Source organism: Paenibacillus eucommiae (assembly GCF_017874215.1).
Taxonomy (GTDB): domain Bacteria; phylum Bacillota; class Bacilli; order Paenibacillales; family NBRC-103111; genus Paenibacillus_AI; species Paenibacillus_AI eucommiae.
Genome location: NZ_JAGGLB010000001.1, coordinates 477,201 through 504,070, shown reverse-complemented (window position 1 = coordinate 504,070; position 26,870 = coordinate 477,201). Strand labels below are relative to the sequence as shown.

The window sequence follows — 26,870 nt, the reverse complement described above, 5'->3', positions numbered from 1 at the left end:
AAATGGCGAGCTGCGGAAAGGGAGTCGGAGGGGGCGTAGTACCGATGAAGTGAGGACAACAAAACCTCATGGAGGGAAGGGCGCCGAAAGGCAATACCCTACTTTGTTCAAGCAAGCCAAGGAGGTAAGAGTGAGTGAATGCAGCCAAACCTGCTAACTACGCCAATGTAAAAACACAAGAACTTCCAAGCAAGCTATACCTTGAAGCTTGTAGTGAATAATTTTCTATTACAGAGTGCAGCTTTGCAGTGATAAAGTAATCGATGGTGCCATTCATTCTCTAAGGAATCAAAAGGAAACTCAGATTTTCCCTATCTTCACTATCCCTTTCACTCAGGAAGCAACCTCTACTGGCAGTTCGTTATCGCTTTGAGCGTGGCACGTTAGGCAATTTGCAGCTGAGTTCAGGGAAGGTAAGTAGCAGATCCTCTCGATTGTGAGTACTGGTGGGGCCATTACTCATCCCCAGCGCCTTTGCCGCTACGAAAATTTCCTCCAAACAAGAGAAAAAACCTTGCTGGCTGTCCGCTTGAACTGGGTGTTCATTGATTGTAGCTGAATGAGGGAATGGCTGTGGGAGGAAGAGCGGTAGCGTCCGCCTTTAAAGATTTGTTCCAACCTCCTCATCTCTACTATTCAAAGGAACAAATCTTTAACAGCGGCTGGAGCCCACAGCCATTCCCTCGGCAACGCACCCAAGTCACGAACACGCACCTCAAAGGACTCGCAAGGCTTTTTTCTTACATAAAGAAGCGATTTTTCTGTAAATGTTCCCATAAGCGATGAAAACCATCATTATCGGGAAGCGCCCATAATCCGTAGCACTGGTGGATAAAATGTCCGAATCCTTTTATTGATTGACGAAATAGTCTGATTACAACCATATATTCCCTTGTTATAATCTAGTTACATACAACGCGGAGGTGGCACTTTGAACCGACCAACACCGAGGCTTATGGCCAAGGACTATTCGATTACTCCAACGTTTCCTTTTCATTTGAGCCACTGGGTGCATGATCGTTTTACTCAAATGAATATGCATTCTCATGAATTTGTTGAGCTTGTTGTGGTTTTAGAAGGCTCTGCGACCCATGTATTCGATTCCAAGCAGTATGGCGTGATGAGATATAGAATATCTCCGGGAGATATTTTCATTGTGAATCCGGATGAGCATCATAATTATTATTTGGAATATGAAGAAACGGTTGAAGTAGTAAATCTGTTATTTTATCCTGAAATTATTGATTATGCATTGCTATGCAGCTCAGAGCAATCCGAATTGATGGATTTCTTCTATATTCAGCCTTTTCTGAAGGAGAAAGCTCGTCTGACTTCCATTTTGAAGCTGGATGTTGGCGCAACAGAAGTAGTAAGAAATCTGGTTCAGAAGATAGAAAATGAATTTTTGGCCAAGCATGCCGGATATCAAATATTAATTAAATTAATGTTCAATGAGCTGATTCTTCGTTTAAGCAGGTATTATGCAGAGCGGCCCAAATTGGTTGAGGGTCCCTCCAGCCCAAAGGATTCCCAGCCCTATATTAAAGATTCCTTTAGAAGGGTGATTGGATATATAGAACGGCATTACAATACCGATATTACGCTAGGAAAGCTGGTCTCGATTGCATCCTGCGGAGAACGTCAGTTGAGCCGCGTATTCAAGGAAACAACGGGGTTGTCCATTATCAACTATATCCACAAAATTCGCATCGAGAAGGCAAAGTTGCTGCTGCTGCATAACGCAGGTATACAAATATCTTCCGTTAGCGCTGAAGTTGGATTTAGTGATGTAAGCTATTTTAACAAGATATTTAAAAGGTTGGTAGGCATAAGTCCAAGGGAGCACCAGGATTTGGAGCAGCAAATTGAAAGGTGACACAGTAATGATAATAGATAATGGAGGTACATAATGACAACAGAAATCAGTGTAAGTATGGAATGGAAGCAAGCCCCTGCGAAAGCTCTGATTCGTGTAAGTAACGGTCTCTTGCTAGACGGCGAAGTAATCAGGGGTGATGGAAGGTGGACGAAGGAGCATTTGTTTGTTAGTAGTGGGGGGGCTTGTCGTCTGAATCTTGTTCTTAAAGAACAGACGGAGAGCGGAACGAAGAAAACGATCGTCACTATTGAGACAGGCAAGCACGCTTTCAGTTTTTTTCTGAAGGATGTTTGTAAACGCTTTCCCATCTTTATTCCTGCATATGGAGCTGCCGTAACGGAAACAGAGGATGGCAGGACGTATGAGCAGATTGAGCAGAATATCAGGCAAAAGGGGCTTGTTACCTATCTTCAGCAAATGGAGCAGGAACCGGAAGAATCCTTCGAGGAGGCTGCAAGGCACACGCGCTCCATGACATGTCAAACTTGGTTGGGGACTTCAAGGGATGTGCGGATTTTTGAGCTTGGGTTTCGCGGAATTAACAAAGATGAGCTGCAATGGGATTGGGTACAGCCGCGCTATTACGGAGAAGAAGTGAAGCTTCCAGAAAATGAAGGGAAAGCTGTTCGCTATCATTTTCTGCTTGGAAGAGGGATTGGCTGTACCGATCCAGTGACTCGGAGACTGGAGGATGGTGTGCTGCCGATCGCCCATACTGAGATTGCGGATGGGGGAATCGTATATAAAAGCATTTCTTTCGTCTCTATGGAACATAGCGGGCTGAGGGCGGAGACGCTAAAGGGCACTCATTATTTGGTTGCAGATGGTTTTGGTTTTGGTCATATGCTGACCGCAGAGCAAGAATCGCAGCGTCAGAAGCTATTGGACACGGAGATGATTCAAGAGGAGGAGACGGTCTTTTACTTTCGTGTTGAGGCGGTCAATAACACGGAAGTCCCGCGTTACGCCTGGTTTAAAAACGTTATTCCAAACGGATGGACGTTAGGTGCTGGAATGGAGTACGAGTTTGACCGTGACCAGGGATTCGCTCAATACGGAACGGGCAGGGTGTTTGCCGTGTCTCTAATGAATGGCAAACCGATGGCCTGTGAAGAGCAGGCAATTCTGATCATGCCCGGGGATAAAGCGGTATACGAATTTCGCATCCCCCATCAACCTGTCTCTGAGGAGCGTGCGCGGAAATTACAGAAGCAGAATTTTTCAGCTAAGCATGAGGAATGCCGAGTGTTCTGGCAGGAGAAGTTGGCGTCTTCCGCGCAGGTTACACTGCCTGAGAAACGAATTGAAGAAATGCTGCAGGCAGGCCTTCTCCATCTGGACTTGGTGACCTATGGTTTGGAGCGGAGGGGAACGTTAGTTCCTTCTATTGGAGTCTACACAGCTATTGGTTCTGAAAGCTCTCCCATTATCCAATTTATGGATGTCATGGGCTGGCATGACACAGCACGCCGCTCGCTGCAGTTTTTCTTTGATAAACAGCATGAGAATGGTTTTATGCAAAATTTTGGTGGCTATATGCTGGAAACGGGTGCTGTCTTATGGTGTGTAGGGGAGCATTACCGATACACCCGTGATGAGGCCTGGATCAGGCAAATCAAGCCTGGATTATTGAAAGCCTATCACTATTTGTTGGCATGGCGGCACAAGAATAAGACGGCAGAGCTGAGAGATCGGGGCTACGGGATGCTTGAGGGGAAAACAGCTGATCCAGAAGATCCCTATCATTCGTTCATGCTTAACGGGTATGCGTATCTAGGTCTCAGCCGCCTGGCGGAGGTACTGACTCACAGCGATCCAGATATGTCGGCGAACATTCGACAGCAGGCGGAAGCGCTGAAACGGGATATTTGCACGGCATTTACCAAATCGATGGCTAACTCACCCGTCGTTCCGCTTGGCGATGGAAGCTGGGTGCCGTCATCGCCTCCTTGGGTTGAGGATCAGGCTCCTCTCAGCTTATATGCTGAAGCGGGAAAATGGATGACCCATGGCTCTATTTTATCGCGTGATTCGCTGCTCGGCCCACTTTACCTGATTTTCCAGGAAGTTATTTCACCTAATGAAGAGGCTGCCAGCTCACTGTTGCAATATCATACTGAATTGATGTTCAGTCGTAATGTTGGTTTTAGCCAGCCGTATTACAGCATACACCCATGGGTACATTTGAAACGCGGTGAAGTTAAGCCGTTCCTGAAAGCTTATTATAACGGATTCGCTGGTTTGGCGGACCGGGAGACCTATACGTTCTGGGAGCATTATTGGCATGCGAGCCCACACAAAACGCATGAGGAAGCCTGGTTTCTCATGCAGACACGCTGGATGCTATATATGGAGGATGGGCAGACATTACGCTTGCTGCCTGGGGTGCCAAGACAATGGCTGGAGGATGGGAAGGTCATCGAGCTGCGTAATGCCGTCAGTTATTATGGACCTATCACCCTGAGGGTAGAATCTCAATCGGCTAAGGGGGTGATCATCGCAACGCTCGAATGTGCTTCCGGGCGAATGCCTGCAGCGGTAGTCTTCCGCCTTCCACATCCAACTGGCGGAGTCCCCAATGCTGTATTCGGCGGGATTTACGATAAGGATACAGAGAGTGTAAGAATCGAAGCTTTCACAGGCAAAGCCGAAATCAAGCTGCAATATGAAGTGCTACAACAGATATAGGATAAAAGGAGTAGAGAAACCGTATGGAGGAAGAAAAGGATTGGCATGCGAGATGGATTTGGGCAGAGAAACAGGATACGTCCAGGAAAAAAGACTTTCAATTGGTTTATTTTCGCCGTGAATTTCACCTTGCAGACACGGCAGGCTGCCAACTCGTTGTCGATGTATCGGCAGATAGCAGATACCGATTGTTTCTGAATGGAGAATCCGTTGCAGTCGGGCCCTGCAGAGGGGATGGGAAGACACATTACTATGAAATTGTCGATCTATCAGACAGACTTCAGGAAGGGGGGAATATCCTTGCCGCCAAAGTGCTTCATTACGAGGATGACAGGCTGGCACCCTCGGCTATTATGAGTGCGGCAACTGGCGTTTTTTTGCTGCAAGGTGCAGTAGTTTATGAAGATGGCAGGGTTATAGAGGACCTATCAAGCAACGAGCATTGGAAGTGTATGTACGACTGTTCGCTTACCTTGCTGCAAGAGACGCAAACTTGCGTCGGAGGGCTGGAGTCGGTTGACGGTTTGGCTGTCCCGCATGGTTGGGAGACCATCCATTTCAATAGTCGGCATTGGCAGTCCGCAGTCATAATCAGTGAGACTTATCACCCGATCGGTGGAGCCTTGACCCCGTGGCAGCTTAAGGCAAGGCCGATCCCCGCGATGTATGAACGGCAGAGGAGCTTCGTCAGCTTGATTCGGCACAAGGGAGTAATTAGCAAAGCAGATATCGCGCATTTGTTGAATGGCACAAGAGGATTGCATGTGCCTGCCGGAACCAGGTTAACGTTGGAACTGGATGCCGGAGAGCTGACAACGGGTTATCTTCGATTTGTTATGGAAGGAGGCAAGGGGAGCGAAATCAGCTTTCTATGCTCGGAAAGCTATGAAACAGAAGATGGAAGAAAGGGGGTGAGGGATGACCCGGAGGGGAAGGTGCTCCGGGGTAACCGGGAAGCTTACCTGGTATCAGGAAATAACGAGTTTGGATCTGAATCGTACGAAACCTTCTTATTTCGTACGTTCCGATTTATCCAATTGGACATCTTCGTAGCGAACGAGCCGCTCATGTTACATTGTGCGGATTATCGCGAGACGGGCTATCCATTAGAGGTAAAGGCCGCGTTTGCATGCTCGGACGAGACTTTGTCACCCTTATGGGATAATAGCCTGCGAACGTTGCAGCGTTGTATGCACGAGACGTATATCGATTGCCCTTATTATGAACAGCTTCAGTACAGTATGGATACTCGTCTGCAGATCCTGTTTACTTACAACGTTAGCGGGGACGACCGGTTGGCGCGCAAAGCGATTCATGATTTTCACAGCTCGCTGCTGCCCGGCGGTATGCTGCAAAGCCGCTATCCCTGCAATCAGCCGCAGGTCATACCCGGGTTTGCCTTACACTGGATCATGATGGTGTACGATCATTTCCATTATTGGGGGGACGAGACATTGGTCCGCCGGTATCGACCGACCATTGATGCTGTATTGGATTGGTTTGGAAGACGTATAGGCACGGATGGTCTCTTGAAAGCTGCACCGAAAAGCTATTGGTCTTATGTCGACTGGGTTGACGAATGGGAAACGAGTCAATCACGAGGTGTGCCGTGTCCAGGGAGGCGTGGACCGTTGACGGTGTACAATTTGATGTATGCGGATGCGCTGCATAAAGCGGCATATCTCCATGAAAGAACAGGCAGAAAGGACTGCGCAAGCGAATACAAGGATCAGGCAAGTAACATCATCACGGCTGTAAAGGAGCAGTGCTGGTCATCGGAGCTTCAGTTGTTTCAAGACGGTCCCGGGCTTGAGCAATACAGTCAGCATGCCCAGCTGTGGGCCATTCTTGCCGGTGCGGTCCATGGAGATGAGGCGCGCAGGATATCCATCGAGCTGATGAATAATCAATTGCTGCTGCAGGTTTCGTACTCGATGATGTTTTTCCTTTTTCGGGCTATGTCAAGTGCGGGAACGTATGAGATGACCTTTGAAAAGTGGGATTTATGGAGAGATCAGGTCAACCTGCATATGACTACATGGCTGGAAGATCTGGTGTCGGAGAGGAGTGATTGCCATGCTTGGGGAGCCGTGCCGCTTTATGAATTCCCTTGCGAAATCTTAGGGGTTAAGTCTGGGGGGATAGGTTTTTCCCGTCTTGTGATTGAGCCTAAGCTTGGCAGCCTTACCTGGGCGGAAGGGGCAGTTGTGACTCCTCATGGTGTCGTTAGTGTGTCATGGCATAAGGATGGAGAGAATGGCAAGTTTCATATTGATGTAAAGGGGCTGCATGGAATTCCTACGGAAATTCGTTTGCCCGATGGTACGGTTCATGAATATGAAGGCCGTAATGAGGCAGAGATTGAATCGTTTGTCCATATTGAAATTTGAAAGGGGAAATGAAAAGAATGAGACCAATACGAACTGTATGGTACATGTTCCTGATTGCGCTGCTCGGTTCATTAGCAGCAAGTTCCGCTGCACAGGCAGCTGAAAGTACGATTGACCGGTTTCCGATCGGGATCTATGAACCGCCGGACCCGGTTCAAACGACAGATGCACGTTATGCGGAAATAGCGGAAATGAATGCCAATTTAATTATTGGCGACAATGGTTTGGTGACCCATGCAACGAATGAAGCTGCTCTGAACTTAAGTGAGAAGTATGGGCTTAAATTTATGGGCATGGATTGGGGCCTCGTGTCCAAGTCCAGAATGATTCAGCAGCGGATCAGTGATGGGAACGGTTATGTGGTGAAGCGAATCCAAACCATTGGCCAAACTTTCCATGGTCCGACTGACAACCCGAACAGTCATTTGAAATGGTTTATTGGAAGCATTGCGATCAAGCTGGATGTTCAGCAATGGCCAGCAGGAGCAAAGCTTAACTTATGTGTATACGATAGTCCTCTCAAGACGAAAACTATGGGGTGCGATTCGGTCGCCAGCCCGATTCCAACGGAATATGCTGAGTTTTGGATAAATCAATATGTAGATTCAGCTAACACATCCTTTTATTTGGAATTGGCAACGCATACGGACCATGACATAGGCAACATCCTGGCGAGTAAAAATGACGTTTATGCAGACGGCCAGGCTTATGTGAACGGCCAGCCGCAAACGAATGATCTCTACTTTGAGGTCAGGTTTTCCAAAGAAGCGAGCGCCTATTCAGAAGGAGCAAGACCTACTGACGATTATTTAAAGTATTTAACCGATAATTTCAAGGATAAACCTGCATTTTATGGCTATAATTTGCGTGACGAACCGTCATTTGCCCTTATGCACAGACTGGAAGATGCAACCAAAAAATTAAAAGAATACGATCCTGATCATAAGGTATACGTCAATCTATTCCCTAATTACGGAAGTTTTGAACACTTTTTCAGCGAGGTTGAATTAAGGCATAATTTGAGTTTAACTACAGGCGTGCCGCTTGGCCAAACATTCCGAACTGAAAGTAATGAATATCAATTGTCTACTATTAGAATGTTCCTGAATTCAGGCACATGGACCCAAGACGAGAAGGTGAAGGTGACGTTGTGGGATTCGGCAGACAAAACAGAGCTGCTTCATGAGCAAGTTGTCGACAAGATGAGCAACGATTGGCCAATCTTTTATTTCAATGTATCTGTCCAACCGGATACCGAATACTATTTCGAGCTGGAGCATCTGGGTGGAGGAGACGGGTTTATCGGCTCTGTCGTCGCGCTTGATGAATTGGATCGTTACGGGAGCGCTTATTTAAATGGAGTGATGCAGCAGCAGGATCTGTATTTTATCGTCAACCAGCTATTTACGCCGTTCTCTTATGAGGATTATATTTATCGCTGGCTGCAGACTAAGCCGGATGTGCTGGCTTTTGACAACTATCCTTTTATGAGTGATGGCAGCATGCGCAGCAATTTTTACGAAAATCTTGAGATTATCCGCAAACAATCCTTGAGGAGCAACACTGACTTCTGGTCCTTTGTCCAATCTACCGGGATTGAAGGCTTGTATCGCCAGCCGACAGAACAGGATATGCGCTTGGAGCTCTATTCCAACTTGGCATACGGAACAAAAGGTTTGCTATATTATACTTATTTCACCGGTGCATCGTGGGCTGCACCCTATTTCGGAGCGCTGATTTTACCTGATGGAACGCGGAATGTAACCTATGAATATGCCAAAAAGCTGAATGCCGAAGTACTAGCCCTTGGACCGGCCTTGAAGAAGCTGACTTCTAAAGCGGTTTATCATAGCGGTGAACCACCGCAAGGAACGAATCGTTTGCCTGATGACTTCTTCTTTCAGCCGACGAACCCGGATCATCCCGCGGTGATCAGTCAGTTGGAAGGTCCTGATGGGCAAGCTTATGTGATGGTCGTCAATCGTGGAACTAGCAACGGTCGGGTCATTCCTTTTACGCTTCCTGGCAAGCCGGCTGCAGTAATGGAAGTTTCAAAGGTGACCGGTGAAGAAATCAATACGAATTACAATACTGAGACAGGGGAATTGTCTGCTGGGTTCGACGCTGGAGAAGGCCGGTTGTTCATTATTTATGAGAATGAAGCGCCAGCTGACGTGAAGGCACCGGCATGGGAAGACGGAAGCGAGCTGTGGGGCTCCGCGGTAGGAGAAACGGGTGTAACTCTGTCTTGGACGCCAGCCACTGATAATTGGAAGGTGACGGGGTATCGAATTTATGTTAATAATGAGCTTCGGAACACCATTAGCGGTGACAGTACGGAATATGAAGTACAAGGCCTGCAGCCAGATACAGGTTATGCATTCAAGGTTGAAGCGGGAGATGCCGCAGGTAATTGGAGTCAAGACGGCCCCGAAGTAATGGTAACCACAAAGGCAGAAGAAACGCCAGAAGATAGGGAACATCCCGCATGGCCTGACGGAAGTAATCTGTCTGCGACGGATGTGGGCCAGACGAGCCTCCAGCTTACGTGGACGCCTGCGCAAGATAATCGAGATGTTGTCACATACCAGGTATACAAAGGAAATGATGTGCTGACGAGTGTGAGCGGAAGTGTGTATGGGTATTATGTGACCAGACTAGAACCGGGTACTACATACTTGTTTAAAGTGAAAGCGGGAGATGCCGCTGGTAATTGGAGCACTGATGGTCCTGAAGTAACGGTAATAACGAATCCGACTATCGTTGTTCAGCAGCCAAGTACCTCAAATCCTGCACCCTCAACCCAGGTGGATTCGTCTCCTAAGCCGATTGTAAATGACAGAAAAACTGTGGATGAGAGTGTTTGGAAGAACGTAAAAAACGGAAAGGCCACCATTCGTATGAGTAAGGGAGAAGATGAACTGCGGCTGCCGGCTCATAGCGCCATATTGTTGGGCAGTAACCGGCTGGAAGTGATTACCGATGGAGCAACGATGCTCTTTCCTTCCGACGTTTTCTCAGCATTGACGGCATTGTTGGGCAGAGAAGCGACGAAAGACGATCTCATTGTGTTAAAAACCAAGAAGCTGGATGAGAACGCAACTGCTGAGCTTATGAACGGGAATAGCGGGAGAAACACAGTGTTAAAAGCAGGCAACGGTATTTATGAGCTTTCCTTGTCCCTTGTAGACAAAGATGGCAAAGAACATAAATTGGAGGCATTTAACAAACCAGTTGATGTTGAGTTTTATTACGACAGGGCTAAAGGAAATGAAGGCCTTCTTGGTGTCTATACTCATAATGAGAAGTCGGGACAATGGGAGTTTATCAATGGAACGATGAATAGCCAGCAAAAAACAGTAGTGGTGCAGTTGAGACATTTCAGCAAATATGCTGTGCTCGAATATAACCAGACATTTAATGATGTGCCTGATACGCATTGGGTCAACAAAGCGTTACAAGTACTGGCAGCAAAACATGTGATTGAAGGCATGACGGAAACAACATTTGTGCCAGGGGGTAAAACAACGCGTGCGGAATTTGCCGCTATGCTTTCGCGGTTGCTTGACTTAAAATCGAGGGGGACAGCAGCGTTTACTGATGTAGATTCATCGCAATGGTACGCGGATGCAGTAGGAGCTGCCTACGAAGCGAAGCTGATTGAAGGAAAGAGCTCAACTACGTTCGCCCCCAATGATCAAATTTCCCGTGAAGAAATGACAGTGATACTCGTCCGCGCATTCTATTACAAGAGCGGCAAAACAATGGGCAAAGCGGCGATTTCATTTACGGATAACAGTCAAATATCCGATTGGGCAGTAGAATATATCCAATCTGCCGTCTATGAAGGGTTAATGGAAGGGCTCGAAAGAAACCGGTTTAGCCCCTCAGCATCTGCCAGCCGTGCTGAGGTTGCTCAAGCAATTTATAATTTTTTACAGAAAATTTAAGTTAGAGCATATCGTGGAAGCCTGTTGAGATTATTCTCGACAGGCTTTTGGTGCGCTTGGCAGCAGAACGATTTGATATATATCCTGTGTTTATCCATTCCCGTATTGACCCCGTAGGAAAGATGTTATAATATATATTATATATAATAAAGCGCAATTGTAAGCAGCAGCGTGACAGACAACAGCTTATAAGGAGCGTGGCAGAAGAGAGAGTGGAGCTATGGAATCTTTGGTTAATAAGCAGTCGTTCATTGGTTTAGATACTTGCACCTGGCTGTATAGTGGAGCGGAAGTGCCTGTGCACCAAGGCTGTATGGATGCAGTCAATGAGTATTTGCAATATAGGGGCAAGGGACCTGGCGGCAGGGCGCATAATGCGGAGATTGAACAATTATGCAAGCAGAATCTGGCTCAGCTTTTGCAGGGGAATCCAGAAAATATCGCATTGCTATCGAATTCATCGGAAATCATTTCTATGATCGCCCAGTCGCTGGATTTCGAAGAGGGCGATAATGTAATCCTGAATACTATCGAGTTTCCTTCAGGGGTTCTTCCCTGGTTATTGTTAAAGAGCAAAGGTGTAGAGGTTCGTGTTGTAGATCATAAGGACTGGAAAATTTCAGTGGAAGACATTATGGATCAGGTGGATGAGCGCACAAGGCTCGTCATAACCAGTCATGTGAGCTATCATACGGGTGCGAGATTGGATTATAAAAAGCTCTATGCAGAGCTTAAGAAAACCCAAGCCTTGCTTCTGCTTGATATCACACAGTCCCTTGGTGCTGTTCAGGTGGATATGAATCATGCTGATTTTGTTGTGTGCAGCTCCTACAAGTGGCTCTTATCACTTCATGGCGTTGGAGTTTTAGGGGTTAACCCGGCTCGTGTTCAAGCATTCAATCCGAAGTCTGTAGGCTGGAGAAGTGTGGCGGATATGTTTGGACCAGACCGCTTTAAAACGGTCACCTTCCAGGATGATGCGCGCAGATTCGAGCTCGGCTTTCCAAGCTATCCAACCATTTATGCGATGCAGTATTCAACTGGCCTGCTGCTGCGGGAAGGTCCGGAGCGGATTGAACAGCATATTCTCTCGCTTGGGGGAATGCTGATTGAACAGCTCAGTGAACTGGGCTACGAAATTATGACACCAAAAGAGCCAGATAAACGAGCAGGCAATATATGTGTTGTGGCCGAGCGTGGAGAAGAAATCGCAGACGAGCTGCACAAGCAGCAGATCTATGTGTGGGGCGGTGACGGCAGGTTCAGGGCTTCGATTCATTTATTTAATGATTCAAAAGATATTGAAACATTAATCCAAGCGTTAAGGAGCTTCCAATGACCGCCAATACGAATGCGAATTCGAATATAAATGCGAATGCGAATAATGCGAAGGCCAATACAAAGCATCGCGCTTTGGAAATTCTTGAAGATTTAATTCGCATACAAAGCGTCAATCCGCATTATGGTGATGGGGCAAAAGGTGAAGGAGAAGTCGCGGATTACATTGAAGCGCGCTGCCGACAGGCGGGGCTCTCCGTCAGAAGACAAACTGTCCTGCCCGGACGAGACAATTTAATTGTGGAGATTCGAACAGGTAAGCCCGGGGGTGCATTGCTGTTCGAGTCGCATATGGATACGGTCTCCATTGGAAGCATGGAGAATGCGCTGGTTCCAACTTACCTGGACGGAAAGCTTTACGGCCGTGGGGCTTGTGATACGAAAGCAACCTTGGCAGGGATGTTATATGCCATGGAAGAATGTGCGAAGATCGCGGATCAGCTGCCCAGGGACTTGGTCTTCTGCGCTTCAGTCGATGAGGAGCATGCTTTTCGCGGCTTAGCTGCGTTTATGGAGCTGGACCTGCCCTTCTCTGGAGCTGTTGTTGGTGAACCGACGGAGCTTGGAATCGTGGTAGAGCATAAAGGCTGTGCCCGCTTCACTGTCCATACGCACGGTAAGGCAGCACACAGCTCTATGCCCCAAGAAGGCGACAATGCCGTTTACCAAATGATGCAGGTCCTGCGCTTCATTACAGAAATCGAAGAGCCCAAACTGAATGCTGTTCACAGTCGGCTGAGCGGCTCTCCAACGATTGTAGTGGGAACCATACAGGGTGGCAAACAGATTAATATTGTCCCGGAGAGCTGTGTCATCGAGGTTGACCGGAGAATTATTCCGGGTGAGACGCCTGAGCAGGTTTTGCAGGAGTTTGAACAGCAACTGCTGGATGCTGTGAAGCAGCATGAAGTTAAGGCAAGTGTTGAACCGCTGCTGCTTGATCCTGCGCTAAATACGCCGCATGATTCGGCTATCGTTCGTGCGTCACAAGAGGTAGCCCAGTCACTTGGACTGCAAGATCAATTATGCGGGGTTCCTTACGGAAGCGATGCCAGCAAGCTGCAGCAGTGGAAGGGAATCCCGACAATTGTCTATGGACCTGGCTCGATTGCGCAAGCGCATTCCAAGGAGGAATGGGTGCCGGTGGACGAGGTTGGGCAGGCCGCGGAATTTTATTTGCAGCTGGCTAAGTCGTACAAGGGACAATAGAAGTTGGGTTTTGATTACTGGAGCATAGATTCTTAGACTATAGAACCTATCATAAATTTAAATCATAGATTCAATCATACAGGAGGTTCAAAGATGAAGAAGGAAATCATACGTACCGATAAAGCGCCTAATCCTTCAGGAGCGTACTCGCAAGCTGTTAAGCTGGGGAATATGGTTTATGTGGCTGGAACCTGTCCATTTGAGTTAGAAACAGGAAAGGTGCTTGCTCCTGGTGATATTGGAGCGCAGACACGCATTGTTTTGTCCTATATGCAGGAGATTTTGAAGGCAGCTGGTTCTTCTATGGATAACGTTGTGAAGGTAACTGCTTTTGTGGATGATCTGGATCAGTTTCAAATATACAATCAGGCATATGGCGAGTTTTTCCAGCATGAGCCGCCTGCGCGCAGCACGTTTGAAATCGGCAAGTTTCCAGTAGGCATGTGTGTAGAAATCGAGTGTATCGCATTTATAGAGGAGGATCATTCATGAAAACGCTAGTTTGGAATGCAGCAGAGACAATGAACATTGAAGAGCGGGAAGTACCGGTTTTGCCGGAAAATGAAATATTAATCCGGGTTGAAGCGGTTGGGATTTGCGGTTCGGAAATAGAAGGATATTTGGGTCATAACAGTTTGCGGATTCCGCCACTCGTAATGGGACATGAATTTTGTGGACGCATTGAGCAGGTAGGCGCTAAGGTTCCAAATAGAGAAGGCATACAGGTAGGTCAAAAGGTAGTTGTCAATCCGCTGCTGTACTGCGGGGAATGCAACAGCTGTCTGAAGGGCTTGACGAATCTCTGTGCAAGCCGTTCGATTATTGGTATCCATCGTTCAGGGGCATTTGCCGAATTTGTTGCTGTACCTGCCAGTGCGGTTGTGCCTGTACCGGAAGAAATTGATTCTTTCCGCGCTTCGCTTGCTGAGCCTTTAGCCTGTTCCTTGCGTGCAACGCGGCGGGCGCTGAGCCAGCATCCTTTTGCCAATGTTGTGATTTTCGGCGCTGGTGGAATTGGTTTGCTGTGTGCCATGATGGCTAAAATATTAGGCGCTTCACGCGTTATGATTATAGATACGAATGCCGAGAGACTGCAAATAGCTCTGCAAGTAGGGCTTGATGAAGCTGCGAATCCAAAAGAAGAGAACGTGGAAGACAAGGTGAAGGCAAGCTTCGGCTCCAAGGGCGTGGATGTTGTCATTGATGCTGCCGGTTTTCAGCAAACGCGGGAAGTATCTTTGAAAATATTGAACCCTGGCGGCACACTGATGAATATCGGGCTTGGGATCGACGGAACGAATTTGCCTATCAATCATTTGATTAGAAGCGAGATCGAAATATTGGGCTCTTTTACCTATACAAGACAAGATTTCAAATATGCTGTGGATCTCTTGGTCAGCGGCCAGGTGACCGAGCTTGGCTGGACTGAAGTACGTCCGTTGTCAGAAGGGCCAAATTCTTTTGCTGAGCTTGTGGCGGGGAAGGTTACTAACGGTAAAATATTTTTATCCGTATAATACTTTGTCAGTGTAATGCTTTATCAATATATACTTTATCAAAATAGTACGTTATCTGTTTCATACTTTGATCTGTGTAGATGAGGAGAATTTCGATGGAAAAAGTCAGGGTAGGTATTATCGGTCTTGGCAGGTGGGGAGAGTGTCATCTGGAAGCCTTCTCTTCGCTGCCGCAGGCAGAGGTCGTTGCCGTATGCGATATGAATCAGGAGCGGCTGGATAACGCGGGGAAAAAATACGGAGTAAAAAATCTTTATTTGCAGTATGAGGATTTAATCAAGCGTGACGATATCGATCTGGTCAGTGTCGTAACCTTCGAGAAAAACCATCTGGAGCCGACGCTCCTAGCCTTGAAATCAGGCAAGCACGTGCTTGTGGAGAAGCCGATCACAACACGGCTGGATGAGGCCAGACAGATGCAAGCAGCGGCACAGGAGAGCGGACGCTATGTGCTGCCCGCACATTTGCTTCGTTTTGACCCGCGGTATGCAGAGATTTACCAAGCGATTCATTCGAATCGGGTAGGTAAGCCGGTGAGTATGCATATGAAGCGCGCACGCGAGAAATTCCTGTTTGCTACGTTTCAGCGTACACACACAGTCTACGAGCTGACGATTCACGATCTTGACCTCGCCATTTGGTATGCCGGAAGCCGTGTCAAATCGGTTAAGGCCTACGGGAAAAGCCTGACAGGCGCTCCTGCACCTGAAGTGCTATGGGCATGTCTGGAGTTTGAGAGTGGTGCGGTAGCTATTTTACACAGCAACTGGATGACGCCGGATGAAGCTGGAATCGAGATTGCGGATTCTATCGAAGTGATAGGTGAGCTGGGAACAGCGAGCTTTGAAACGAGCCATTCAGGCTTGCAAATATGGAATAAGTCTGGAAGGAATTCGCCTGATACGCATATTCATTTTCAGCTTTTTGGGCAGACGGTTGGATCCTTGAGGGAGCAGTTTATGTATATATGCCGCTGCTTGACCAGCGGAGAGACTCCCGAGCAAATCTCCTTCACGGATGCTGTGCATGGCGTGGAGGTAGCTGATGCTATTGTGAAATCGTGTGAGACCGGGCAGGAGATTCGTCTATAAGAGGAGGACTTATGCAAATCAACGAGCGCATGATGTTGGTTGGAAGCGGTAAATATGGCTCTTTAATTAGCGACTCTATGGATTGTAATGTTTATTTGCTTGATGGCGGCGCCGAATGTGCATTAATTGACGCCGGTGGTGGCGTTGATCCGCAGCGGATCGTAGCGAACATCGAGAAAGCGGGGATTGCTATGGCAAGGGTGAAGTATTTACTTCTAACCCATGCCCATGCTGATCATGCTGCGGGAGCCGCTTTCTTCCAAACGCGTTATGGTATGCAGGTGATTGCTGCGAACGAAGCGGTTCCGTGGCTGGAACAAGCAGATATGGACAAGACGAGCTTTAATGCGGCCAAGCGCGGTGGAGTGTATGCCCCGGATTTTCAATTTCCAGGCTGCGCGATTGCCCGAGGGGTATCGGAAAATGAGAGTATTCAAATCGGCGAGCTTGCTCTAAAGGTACTGGAAACTCCAGGACATTCGCGGGGGCATGTAAGCTTTTTGCTGGAGCATGAGGGTAGGAAGGCTTTGTTTGCCGGTGATACTATTTTTGCCGGAGGGAAGGTCGTTATTCAAAATATATGGGATTGCAGCATTCAGGATTATGCGGAGACGGTAGCCAAGCTTCACAGCCTTCACATTGATAGCTTGATGCCAGGTCACGGCCCGTTTCTTGTGAATGAAGCGTGGCGGCATGTTGAAATGGCTCAAAATTGCTTTAACAGACTCGATGTTCCGCCGAACTTATAGGGAAGAACGAGGGAAGCAAAGAGGGAAGGACGCCTTGCGGCGTCCTTTTGAAGTGAGAGTGCATTCAGTTCTATATTATGAAGCTAAGTTCATTGGGGTTGATGCCTAATGGACTTTTTTCAATGTTTACTTAATTGGTCTTGAGCATCCGCAGATATATGTGGTCACTCCACGAATGGAGCGATTTTCGGGAACACACGCAACGCGGTTTTATAGAATACGTCCGCATGGAACGCCTCCGGAATTAACTCCTGCACGAATTGCAGGTAAGGCTGCACCGGGGCGAGCGGCCAGTCGGTGCCGAATAGCATTTTCTCGTAATGGTCGCAATAGGTCAGCGCGTGGCGCAAATGGGTGAAGAAGAGCGGCGAATCTTTGAGCCGCGCGCATTCCGCGGCATCTCCGACCATGAGGCCGGACAAATCGGCGAATACGTTGCGGTTTTTGTAGACGATTTCCGCTCCGTCCAGCACCCACGGGTCTCCGAAATGGGCGATCATGAAGTTGACGTCGCGATGGGTGACGGCAACCTCGTCCACCGTCAGTGGATGAGAATATTTCAAAAGGCCGCGTTCGGAGTAAGTATCCCCCGTATGATAGACGACAGGGGCCTTATACTGCTTGGCCAGCTCGTAAACCGGCTGGTAGACGTCGTCGTAGGCATAGTACGGATAGTAACCGAGGTAAATTTTAATACCGACGGTTTCCGGCCTCTGCAGTGCTTTCTCCAGCGCATCCAGACCGGCTTGATCCAGCTTGAACGGGTTCACGCCGAGGCAGCAAACGATCTGCTGCGGATAGGACTGAACCATATCTAGACCCATCGGTGTGGAGGATTCCTGGTCGGGGAAGCCTCCGGGGGCTGTTTCCGTCACTCCCATGCCGATGCCCAGTACGACGCCGTTCTCTGCGTATTCGCGAAGCAGCCCTTCAACGGAGTAATCGACGAACGAGCGGCATTCCGCTGTTTCCTTAAACGAAGTGATATGGGATAAATGCATATGTGCATCAATGATTTTCATTTTGGGTTGCTCTCCTAACGTATCAGTCGTATCAGTACTTTCAAGTATAATAGGGAAGGGGAGAAGTTTCAAATCAGGTTGCCCCGATAAGATCATCCAATGAAGGTGATGTGCAGGCCAAGAGGGAACTAGTGAAGGGCACTTAGGAAACTTAGGAAACTTACGTGTTGTCATTCTTACGACTTTCACGCGTACGGGGCATTTTCAGCAGGCAAAGCGGCATGAGACGAGGGATCTCTGTTGAAGGACTCGCCAATCGCTGAGCATACTTCTGCACCTCGCAAATATCTATACATGTGGGCGTGTGGAATCAGTCCTTGGCTGGCTGGTTGGATTGTGCTGTCCAAAAGAAGGTACTACTTGTTCAGTTTATTTTTGTGCATCTTCAATTTGTTTCTATGATGTATAAATTTATGCGATTGAAAGGCACCTTCGATCTTATAAAGACGAGACATCTGTTTGTGATACCAAATCCAAAAATAATTCCACATAGTCATATTGTCTCCTATTTATTATTCGAATAGTATGACTTATTCTATCATAAATAGTTCTTTTTTACTATATACATTGACAAGGAAGTCGGAATGAATCATAATGTAGGAATAGCAGTCGGGGAAGCACCTCACAAAGCCAAACACCATAAGTGTTGCTTTGTTGAGGTGCTATTTGTTTATTAGGAGGTATCTATGATTATGAAGAAAGAGCGGGATGACAAGCTGAATACGAACGGAATTAAGGAGCAGGAGATTACGTATGACATTTATGCGGCTATGCCAGACGATGGTCAACGTTATGAGATCATTGAGGGTATGCTGGAGATGATGTCCCCCGGTCCCGCTACGGCTCATCAAGCGGTAAGCGGGGAACTGGAATTTCTGTTAAAGCAAAGCTGCAATTCGGATTATGTGATTTATCACGCACCACTTGATGTGATATTAAGCCAGAGGGATGTTTTGCAGCCTGACATTCTGATGATTCACCGCAGTCGCCTTCATATTGTGGCGACTCGCGGCATTGAGGGCCCACCCGATTTGGTTATAGAGATTATTTCGCCAGGTTCCCGCAAACGGGATAAGGTGAAGAAGAAGAAGACATACGCCAAGTACGGCATTCCTGAGTATTGGATCGTAGATTCGGATTCGCAATCGTTGGAGCAGTATCGGCTTATTGGCGAGCTTTATGAGCTTTATAATTTGTTTGAAGGTGATGAAATTGTCACTTCGGACAAGCTGCCTTGTGTTTCTTTTGCTATAAGCGACTTATTCAAAGAGCTGCCTCCTCTGAATCTGGCCTAATATCAGTCTGACGGATGCTGCTTATGTATGAAAGCTACTGTAAGCTAGCCTTATCAACAAACGTAACACAAGGTTCGGAGCATCCGTGAAGCTCAAATACGACAATCTCGTTCTGACCCTGCTTCAGCAGCGGAGCCGGGACATATAAGGTCTTTTGAGGCCCTCGTTCCCAATAACGCCCCAAATTAAAGCCATTGATATAGACCACGCCTTTGGTCCACCCTGCCATGTTAAGGAAGGTATCGGCAAGCTCGTCGATCTCCAAGGTTCCTTTAAAGAAAGTAGGCACATTAGCTTTATTGGCTTTAGCTTCATCTTTATCTTTATCTACGGCCGTCTTGACAGCAAATGGAATAGAAGAGACAGAGTCCAGCGGCAGTGTGTGAATGGTCCAGTCATACAAGAACTGATTGGCAAACCTCGCACCTTCGGTAATTCCTTTGTAATCCTTAAGCAGAGGACCGTAGTTCGTTCTACCCATATTTTCCACGAGAATGCTCAGCTTAGCTCCCTGATGGGGAATTTCCAGCTCTACGCTTAGCATTTCCTTGTGGTCACGTTCAATAATGCCTATGAACTTGTCATCCAGGAATATCATGGCCCGATCATGCACATCCTGCACGAACAGGGAGCCTTTGATCCGTGGTCCGGAAATATGTGTAGTATACATAATAAAGCCATAGTCTTGACCAAGCTTCTCCATAGGCTCTGGACAGGTATGCTGCGATGGCGTACTGAATGCATCTAAATGATCTAACAGACCTATCTGTTCAGTCATATGTACCTGGCCATAGCTTTTCTTTTTTATAGGATCGGGCAACACTAGCTCGCCCAGTTCTACATAATTTTCGATCACCTTGCGGACTGCATGAAATTTAGGAGTCGGATCCCCAGCTTCATCCAATAGTACATCGTAATCATAGCTTGTGATCGTCGGAGCATATTCAGGGTTGTTAGCCCCGTTATAAAATCCGAAGTTCGTGCCTCCGTGGAACATATAGAAGTTGACGGAAGCATTTGCTTTCAGCATCTCATCGAGTACCTGGGCTACGTCACCGGCATCTCTCGTATGATGCTCCTCGCCCCAATGATCGAACCAGCCGTTCCAGAACTCCATGCACATCAGCGGCTTATCCGGCTGGTATTCGCGCAATTTTTCGAACGACTCGTCAGGACTCGAACCGAAATTTACGGTTGCCAGCACGCCTTCGACCATCCCGCCCTGCAGCATATAATCGAGGGGGCCATCCGAGGTGAATAGCAGTACATCTATGCCGCGCTTTTGCATGCTGTCTTTTAAATAGTTCAAATATTTCTTATCATTACCATAGCTGCCGTACTCATTCTCGATTTGCATCGCAATAATGGGCCCGCCATTTGTGCAAAGCAGGGGCTCAAGCTTCGGCAGCAGCACATCATAATAAGCATCGACTTTATCCAGAAAGGGCTGATGGAAGCATCGTAATCTCATATCTGAATCGGCCAGAAGCCAGGCAGGAAGCCCTCCAAATTCCCATTCGGCGCAAATATAGGGACTTGGACGCACGATAACCATGAGTCCGACTTCACCAGCGATTTCAATAAATTTCTCAAGATCCGCAATCCCCGCAAAGTTAAATTCCCCTTGTTTAGGTTCATGCAGGTTCCACGCCACATAAGTCTCGACGGTATTAAAGCCGCAGGCTTTCAGCTTAAGAAGACGGTCGCGCCAATACTCGGGTACAACACGGAAATAGTGAATAGCACCAGAAATAATCCTAATTGGATTTCCATCCATCGTAAAGTTCTCTCCTTGAAAATTAAACATTCCCATTCAGGCTCCACCTCATGTATATTAATAATAATTACTTTCCCTTTCATCATAAGAAATAAAATCCGGGGCAACAATTGGCAAAACATCCTTCTATTTGTCCTTTTGTCGTTTTGCAGCTTTGAAGTCCTCAATGGTTATAACTTGATGTATGAAAATTGAAATACTCCATTTGTTATCATGAAAGGACGGGAACGATTTATTCCTGTTTTACGGAGGAGGCAGTGATTATGGATACCGAGATTCATTTTTCTAATACGATCCATACGCTTCAAATCACAGGTTGTCACTTCGGGGTGAGGCCTGGGGGCTGGTCATATCCGAGGCATCATCATCATTTATTCGAGCTCCTCTATTGCTGGGAGGGAGAAGTAACTCAAGTAGTGGAAGGGCATGAAATCAAGCTGGCCCGGGGGGAGTGGCTGCTTGTAAAGCCGGGTATTAAGCATAGTACTTATAATGATTCGGAGCATCCCTATACTTTTTTCAATATTCATTTCAATATAGATGATGAGGAGCTGCGCAGCCTGCTGACCCCTTACACGTACCGGCATCTGACCCGCAGCAGTATTCAACAGACCAAGCTTCCTGCTTATCTGAAAGAAATAGAAGCCTTGCTGCAAAATCAGCTTACGGATTCCCGCAATTATGAATGGGAACACAATCGGGGGACGATCACTTTAAATAGCATTCATAAATTATTTCTTCAAGGCCAGCTTCTGTTCATGATCAGGGAGGTTATTATCCTGCTGAGCGGTTTTGCCCTGGCGGGCGCTGCAGCAAATGCTGTGAATGAAAAAGGTCTAAGCTCCACGAGTCAAGTAGACGTTGCTCACGAAATCGAAGGAAAACTGCGGAGCAGTGTTTGCTCTAAGGGGGTAATTACCGATATTGCCAAAGAGCAAAATTTAAGCCGCAGCCAATGCTCCAAAATTTTCACCCAGGTATATGGGATGTCACCGCGCCAATATTTAAGCGATATCAAGCTGAATCAAGCCAAAAAATTATTGCTCAGCAGCGAATTAACCATAGAAGCTATCTCTGATGAACTAGGCTTCACTTCGCTCAGCCACTTCTCCAGGCAGTTCAAAAGGTGGACAGGCGTCTCTCCTAATCAATTTCGTCCGAAGCATGAAGGTGGTAAATCCTAAGAATAACGCCTTTGTGGCGTCCTTTGAGGAGCTCGTTCATGACGTTCGTGCATAGAGGGAGGGAATGGCTGGGGCTCCAGCCGCTGTTAAAGATTTGTTCCCTTGAATGGAATGGATGAGGAGGCAGGAACAAATCTTTAAAGGCGGACGCTAGCGCTCTTCCACGCACAGCCCTTCCCTCTTCTCAGCTACAATCGTACGAATGGCACGAACGCCAAGCTCAAACGGACTGTTAGCAAGGTTTTTTGATTATATTTGTAAATAAATTACTATAAGTACAAATTATGGTTTTAAAGAACGCCGCAGTTGAGAAGGACCTGCCGCTTTAACGATGATATTCATCGTTAAAAGCATAAGGTCTACTCCACATCCTTACTTTAACGATGAAAAACATCGTTAAAGTCCCTTTTAATCCCCCTGAGAGGCCATCCGTCCTCTTTTAACGATGAAAATCATCGTTAACGTGACGGATTGACCTGGAACTCTTACTTTAACGATGAAAAACATCGTTAAATGGGGCACACGCTCGTTTCGGCGAAGAGCTGGCTGCTTGGGGCATTCACATCAAAGGGTGCAAGAACGTCTGATCGAAAATTGTTCTTTCGAAAACAATACACAATCCGATATCGCCATCGGATCATTGGCGGCAGAATGAAATGGGATAAAGCTTTAGAGGTACCTAGAGAAGGCGCTAATTACGCAAATTTCGAAGTAGGGGATCAAGTTATGCTTACTCCCACGGCAGGAGCACCCCTCGGCTATATTTGTACGGAGGCGGGAAAACCAGGGAAGTGGCAGCCATTCGGTTTTATCGGTGAAGCAGAATAGTTAAAGCTTTATGGAAATATGTTTAGTGAATCATTGTTTTAAGAACGCCACCTTCCTAGCATAGTGCTAGGAAGGTGGCGTTTGCGTGTGTGTGGCAGGATGCAGGAGCAGGCAACATATTGCTGCAGCAGACTGATATCCTATGCAAAAAAGTGATAATTCTTGACATTATGAAGCAATATTAGTCACAAAACTGATAACGCCTTCTTGAGAGGGTCTGTTAGAATATGGTTGAAGGAATAGCCAGCGCACTAGAAGCTTTCGAGAAAATAAAGCAGCTATCACTGGATCTGGCATTCTCTAATTATCGTATTATAAGGAGGCGAAACCCCGAAATAACGTAGTTGCATTTAGTTACATCAAACTATCCATGTACTTTGTAAGCGCTTTATAAAAGTTTTAGAAAATTTAAGGAGGCTCGAAAGTGAAGAGAAATTTTTTTCGTAAGGTGTCGATGTATGTTTGTCTGGTTCTTTTGTTATCCTTGTTCACGTCCGTTGCTTCATCTATATCTTATGCCGCAGTGGAGAATGATGCTGCACCTGCAAGTATTCCGAATCTGATGGGGGATTTCCATGATCCGAGTGCAGGTTCGGCTGAGGATCCTAATGCCAGCAGTGGATTGGAGCTTGTTGTTGAGGGCGTAAGTAGCGCAGCTCTCGTGATAACAACGACTGCGACAGAGCTTGAGAAGCAGGCAGCGCAGGAGCTGCAAAGCTATCTGAAACAAATATCCGGAGCCGAGCTGCCCATTGTGACCAATGGTGCTGCTGCCAGCGGCATCAAAATTTACCTAGGGAGTGCTGCGCCGGACCCACAGTTGGGTCAAATACGGGATGGTGGTACGGATCCCGATTCCTTTCGTCTGGCGGTTAACGGTGACAGCATTCAGTTAGCCGGGCTATCAGACAGAGGCACGCTGTTCGCTGCCTACGAGCTCCTGGAGCAGGTTGGCGTTCGTTGGTTTGCACCAGGGGAGATCGGCACAGAGATTCCAGCGAAACGAACGATTCGTGTGAAGGAGCAGAATACGATCCAGCATCCGGGCGTGACGAGCCGGTATGTTGGAGGCATGGATTATCTGTTTTCCCAGGAAGGGATGGAGTTCGTCGATGAGTTTGAAGGAAAGAAGTGGCTGCAGCATAGCAGGGGCAGCACGGATCCTCATCTGGGCGGACACGGCTTCCCTTGTACAATTACAGCCCAGCAACGGCCGGATTTATATGTTCGGGTAAATGGAAGGCTGACCATCCAGTTAGATGTAACGAAACCGGAGGTGCTGGCCTGCGTCGTTGATGGGGTATTGAAGCAGCTGGAAAAAAATCCGGATACCAAATATATCGCTTTGGGACCTGAGGATGGAGACGATCTAGGGGTATCTGCCTGGGATGCCGTAGATTACGATCCGCTTATGGGCGGGAACTCTGTAACTGATCGTTATGTCAAGTTTTACAATCTGGTTTTGGAACAAATTGAGCCCCTATATCCCGAAGTCGGTATTGCATTTTTTGCCTATTCCCGTTATATGAGGCCTCCTGTTCAGGAAGTTCCAAACCCTAAGCTGCTTCCTGTTATTGCTCCAATAACGGTCGATCGCATCCATTCGATTGAGAACGGACTGTCATGGGAACGTACATATTTGAAGGATCTCATCGCGGATTGGAAGAAGCTTGGCGTTCAAGTATCCTTTTACAGTTATATGTTCAATCTGGCTGATCCTGGCCTTCCGTTTTCCATGATTAATCGTATTGTCGAAGAAATGAGTTATTTCCGCAAAGAGGGGATGAATGAGCTTCGTTTCGAAGTGATGCCATCCTGGGGCTACCAGGGCCCGTCGTTATATTTAATGTCCAAGCTTAGCTGGAATCCGGAGCTTGATGTTCAGGAGACGTTATTCGACTATTTCTCCAAATATTATGGACCAGCGGCAGAGCCCATGTGGAATCACTTTCGTAAACTGGAAGATACGTTTGCTCATGCCGATTACTATACCGGAGCCGTTTACGATTACTCGAAAATATTGACTCCGGAGGTTATGGCAGAGCTGGAGGGCACTTTGGCCGAAGCGGAGAGCAAAGTCGCAGCAGATTCCATTTACGCCAAACGGGTCTGGATGACACGCGTTGCGTTCGATTTTGGAAACCTATTTACGGATATGCGGGATGCTTACCTTCAGTTTGATTTTGCGAAGTCGAAGCAATTGTATGATGACTCAAAAGCACAGTTAAAGCTGGCTGCCCTGCAATCCCCCGTTATCATCCATCCTTGGACGGGCGGATACCTGGATACATTCTGGAAGTATCCCATTGAGGAGACTTATGAGCGGATTACGAGCGGCAACGAAATGATTGCACAGCTGCCAGATGAATGGTTGGCCATGCTGATTCCCAAAGGAAATGGCGAGAAGCTGGGATTATGGAAGCCAGGAATAGGCACGCAATCTTGGATGAAGCTGAAGACCTACTCCGATTCTTGGTCGAATCAAGGCTTGCGTTACTACAAGGGTGAGGTCTGGTATCGTACTGAAGTTCACGTTGCGGAAGCATATAAAGATAGGCCGATTCGGCTCTGGTTCGGAGACATCGACGAAACTCCGAAGGTTTGGGTCAATGGGCAGGAAGTTCAACCAAAGTCTACAGGTATCGCAACGGTCAAGCCTTGGGAATATGACGTTACCCGTGTCATCAAGTTTGGGCAAAAGAACGACATTGTCGTTTCTGTCAACAATCATTCTTTAGACGAAGTGGGTACTGGCGGCATTCAGGGTCCTGCGTTTCTCTGGGCGGGTTCTTCTGAACCTCCAGAAGAGCCGGTTGATCCGGATGAACTGCTTACGAACCCTGGTTTTGAAAAAGGGATGACAGGATGGGAATCTTTCTATACGGCTACGTTGACGTCTGTTACTGATCCAGTAAATTCGGGCTCTAAAGCTCTTGGAATCAGTAAAAGAAGCGCCAACTACACAGGTGTGATGCAGGATATTACACAAATATTGTTAGATAAAGGACAAGGAACTTATGATTTTGAAGCCATGCTGCGCACGGAATCAGATACACAAAGAATGTATGTTAATATTTTTGTCCTTGATAGCGAGGGTGAGCATTACTTTAACGGGTCTTTTGAAAACGTAGGCAGCGAAAATTGGGTGAAATCGTCAGGCTCGGCTGCCATTACTTGGTCAGGAGAGTTGAAGAAAGCCCGTATATACACGGAATCCTTTGCGGAAACAGGAAAAGGCAATTATTTCGTCGATGACATCAGTCTCAAGAAAAAAAAACTCTCAATACCAAATAAAAGCACATTAACGACAAGTGCAAGCACGATTCCCTCAGGGACAGAATTTAAAGTTAACTATGGACTTAGCAATGTTAGTCAAGCTGTTTATGCGCATGATATCAAGCTGGATTATGACCCTGCCATCATGGAATTTGTATCTGCAAGGTCCTTAATAGAAGGGGTTGCGATTGTCGAGACCATCAAGGAGCCTGCGGGTAAACTTCGCTTGATTGTTGCCAGTCAAGGCTCAGAGCATGCTGTAACAGGTAACGCGCAGGTGGTAGAGCTTACTTTTAGAGCAAAAAACATCGTTCAGACGGCTTCAGGCGACATCTCAATTACGAGCGCTGCTCTGGGAGATGATCAAGGTAACGAATCCCAGGCGGGAACATCGTCCATCCGGATTCAAGTAACGGCAGGAAGCACGGGCGGAAACCCTGTTGACATCAATCAAGATGGCAAAGTGACCGTGGGCGATTTATCGTTCGTGGCAGCACATTATGGCAAAAACAGCAGCAGCCCGGATTGGCAGCAAGTGAAGAAAGCGGACATTAATGGAGATGGCAAAATTGATATCCTTGATCTGGCTGCAGTTGCCAAGAAGATAGTGGAGTAATGGAAAAGAAAAGCAGGGAGGGGAGTTCCCCTTCTTGTTTTTAAAGGAAGTCGCGGCTGTT

Annotated in this window: 16 protein-coding genes; 14 read left to right on the top strand and 2 right to left on the bottom strand. The window is 47.2% G+C overall.

What is annotated here, in order from left to right; translation table 11 throughout:
- The first annotated feature begins 931 nt into the window (after positions 1-931).
- The 10 genes from J2Z66_RS01690 (at position 932) to J2Z66_RS01645 (ending at position 16,811) form a co-directional block, all read left to right on the top strand.
- Positions 932-1,876: a helix-turn-helix domain-containing protein gene (locus tag J2Z66_RS01690; protein WP_209969114.1), complete on the top strand. Its 945-nt coding sequence runs from the start codon at positions 932-934 to the stop codon at positions 1,874-1,876.
- A 33-nt stretch (positions 1,877-1,909) separates the two neighbouring features.
- On the top strand, positions 1,910-4,567 hold the full coding sequence (locus tag J2Z66_RS01685) for a hypothetical protein (RefSeq protein WP_209969112.1): 2,658 nt from the start codon (positions 1,910-1,912) through the stop codon (positions 4,565-4,567).
- 23 nt (positions 4,568-4,590) lie between these two features.
- A complete protein-coding gene (locus J2Z66_RS01680) occupies positions 4,591-6,957 on the top strand; it encodes an alpha-L-rhamnosidase-related protein (protein ID WP_209969110.1) in 2,367 nt (788 codons plus the stop codon).
- A gap of 17 nt (positions 6,958-6,974) precedes the next feature.
- Positions 6,975-10,907, top strand: a complete 3,933-nt coding sequence (locus J2Z66_RS01675; RefSeq protein ID WP_209969107.1) for an S-layer homology domain-containing protein — start codon at positions 6,975-6,977, stop codon at positions 10,905-10,907.
- A gap of 220 nt (positions 10,908-11,127) precedes the next feature.
- A complete protein-coding gene (locus J2Z66_RS01670; protein WP_209969104.1) occupies positions 11,128-12,246 on the top strand; it encodes an aminotransferase class V-fold PLP-dependent enzyme in 1,119 nt (372 codons plus the stop codon).
- Positions 12,243-13,454 carry a M20 family metallopeptidase gene (locus J2Z66_RS01665; protein WP_209969101.1) on the top strand — a complete coding sequence of 404 codons (1,212 nt, stop codon included), beginning with the start codon at positions 12,243-12,245 and terminating at the stop codon, positions 13,452-13,454. The genes J2Z66_RS01670 and J2Z66_RS01665 overlap by 4 nt, the downstream gene beginning before the upstream one ends.
- A gap of 93 nt (positions 13,455-13,547) precedes the next feature.
- Entirely contained in the window at positions 13,548-13,946 is a 399-nt protein-coding gene (locus J2Z66_RS01660; RefSeq protein ID WP_209969098.1) for a RidA family protein, read from the top strand.
- The gene (locus J2Z66_RS01655) at positions 13,943-14,971 is read left to right on the top strand and encodes a galactitol-1-phosphate 5-dehydrogenase (protein ID WP_209969095.1); all 1,029 of its coding nucleotides are present in this window, start codon (positions 13,943-13,945) and stop codon (positions 14,969-14,971) included. The genes J2Z66_RS01660 and J2Z66_RS01655 overlap by 4 nt, the downstream gene beginning before the upstream one ends.
- Before the next feature lie 95 nt (positions 14,972-15,066).
- Complete coding sequence (locus J2Z66_RS01650) at positions 15,067-16,062, top strand: Gfo/Idh/MocA family protein (protein ID WP_209969092.1); 996 nt, start codon at positions 15,067-15,069, stop codon at positions 16,060-16,062.
- An 11-nt stretch (positions 16,063-16,073) separates the two neighbouring features.
- A complete protein-coding gene (locus J2Z66_RS01645) occupies positions 16,074-16,811 on the top strand; it encodes an MBL fold metallo-hydrolase (protein ID WP_209969089.1) in 738 nt (245 codons plus the stop codon).
- Positions 16,812-16,975: 164 nt separating this feature from the next.
- Here J2Z66_RS01645 and J2Z66_RS01640 read toward each other — a convergent pair whose 3' ends face one another.
- Entirely contained in the window at positions 16,976-17,833 is an 858-nt protein-coding gene (locus tag J2Z66_RS01640; RefSeq protein WP_209969086.1) for an amidohydrolase family protein, read from the bottom strand.
- A gap of 686 nt (positions 17,834-18,519) precedes the next feature.
- Here J2Z66_RS01640 and J2Z66_RS01635 point away from each other — a divergent pair.
- The gene (locus J2Z66_RS01635; protein WP_245375194.1) at positions 18,520-19,128 is read left to right on the top strand and encodes a Uma2 family endonuclease; all 609 of its coding nucleotides are present in this window, start codon (positions 18,520-18,522) and stop codon (positions 19,126-19,128) included.
- 34 nt (positions 19,129-19,162) lie between these two features.
- Here J2Z66_RS01635 and J2Z66_RS01630 read toward each other — a convergent pair whose 3' ends face one another.
- On the bottom strand, positions 19,163-20,941 hold the full coding sequence (locus tag J2Z66_RS01630; RefSeq protein WP_209969082.1) for a glycoside hydrolase family 35 protein: 1,779 nt from the start codon (positions 20,939-20,941) through the stop codon (positions 19,163-19,165).
- A gap of 227 nt (positions 20,942-21,168) precedes the next feature.
- Here J2Z66_RS01630 and J2Z66_RS01625 point away from each other — a divergent pair, with 227 nt between their 5' ends.
- The 3 genes from J2Z66_RS01625 (at position 21,169) to J2Z66_RS01615 (ending at position 26,809) form a co-directional block, all read left to right on the top strand.
- The gene (locus J2Z66_RS01625; protein ID WP_209969079.1) at positions 21,169-22,089 is read left to right on the top strand and encodes a helix-turn-helix domain-containing protein; all 921 of its coding nucleotides are present in this window, start codon (positions 21,169-21,171) and stop codon (positions 22,087-22,089) included.
- Between the two features lie 651 nt (positions 22,090-22,740).
- Entirely contained in the window at positions 22,741-22,917 is a 177-nt protein-coding gene (locus tag J2Z66_RS01620; RefSeq protein WP_209969076.1) for a hypothetical protein, read from the top strand.
- A gap of 424 nt (positions 22,918-23,341) precedes the next feature.
- Positions 23,342-26,809 (top strand): DUF4838 domain-containing protein, encoded by a 3,468-nt coding sequence (locus J2Z66_RS01615; RefSeq protein ID WP_209969073.1) that lies wholly within the window; start codon positions 23,342-23,344, stop codon positions 26,807-26,809.
- The last annotated feature ends 61 nt before the right edge of the window (positions 26,810-26,870 follow it).